The organism is Clostridium boliviensis, from assembly GCF_033342255.1.
GTDB classification, from domain to species: domain Bacteria; phylum Bacillota; class Clostridia; order Lachnospirales; family Lachnospiraceae; genus Lacrimispora; species Lacrimispora boliviensis.
In genome coordinates this window covers 1-767 of record NZ_JAWONS010000323.1, presented here as the reverse complement: position 1 = coordinate 767, position 767 = coordinate 1, and the positions used below count along the sequence as shown (strand labels likewise).

1 protein-coding gene and 1 riboswitch are annotated in these 767 nt (G+C 57.9%); the gene reads left to right on the top strand.

Going from position 1 to position 767, the window contains the following annotated elements; genetic code table 11:
* Positions 1-86: riboswitch (SAM riboswitch) on the top strand. This riboswitch is flagged as partial in the annotation.
* 74 nt (positions 87-160) lie between these two features.
* The coding region (locus RZO55_RS21920; protein ID WP_318066393.1) for an aminotransferase class I/II-fold pyridoxal phosphate-dependent enzyme at positions 161-767 on the top strand (607 nt) is incomplete at its 3' end.

The window sequence follows — 767 nt, the reverse complement described above, 5'->3', positions numbered from 1 at the left end:
ACTGGCCCGATGAAGCCCGGCAACCCCGGATTTTTTCCGGAAGGTGCCAATTCCTGCGGAAACCATCGGTTTCCGAGAGATAAGAGGAGAGCGAGTATCACCAAGCCTCTTCTCCTGGATAAGAGAAGAGGCTTCTTTAATTGAAAAGGGGGATTTATCGATGGCGGAAGAAAAGAATTATCGGCTGGAGACGCTGGCGGTACACGGAGGACAGGAACCGGATCCCACCACCCTTTCGCGGGCGGTGCCCATCTATCAAACGACCTCCTACGTTTTTCGCGACACCGAACATGCCGCCAACCTGTTTTCGCTGAAGGAGTTTGGCAACATCTACACGCGGATTATGAATCCCACCCAGGATGTCTTTGAAAAGCGGATCGCGGCGCTGGAGGGCGGCGTGGGGGCCCTGGCCGTGGCCTCCGGACAGGCGGCCATCACCTATTCCATCCTGAATATCGCCAAGGCGGGGGATGAAATTGTCTCCTCCAGCAGCCTGTACGGCGGAACCTACAATCTGTTCCACTACACCCTGCCGAAGCTGGGGATTACGGTAAAGTTCGTCGATCCCTCCGACCCGGAGAACTTCCGCCGGGCGATTACCGATCGGACGCGGGCCGTCTTCGGGGAGATCATCGGCAACCCCAAGATGGATGTGCTCGATCTGGAGACGGTGGCTGCCATCGCCCACGAAGCGGGAATTCCGCTCATTATCGACAACACCTTCGCGACGCCGCACCTGTGCCGGCCCTTCGATTTCGGGGCGGATA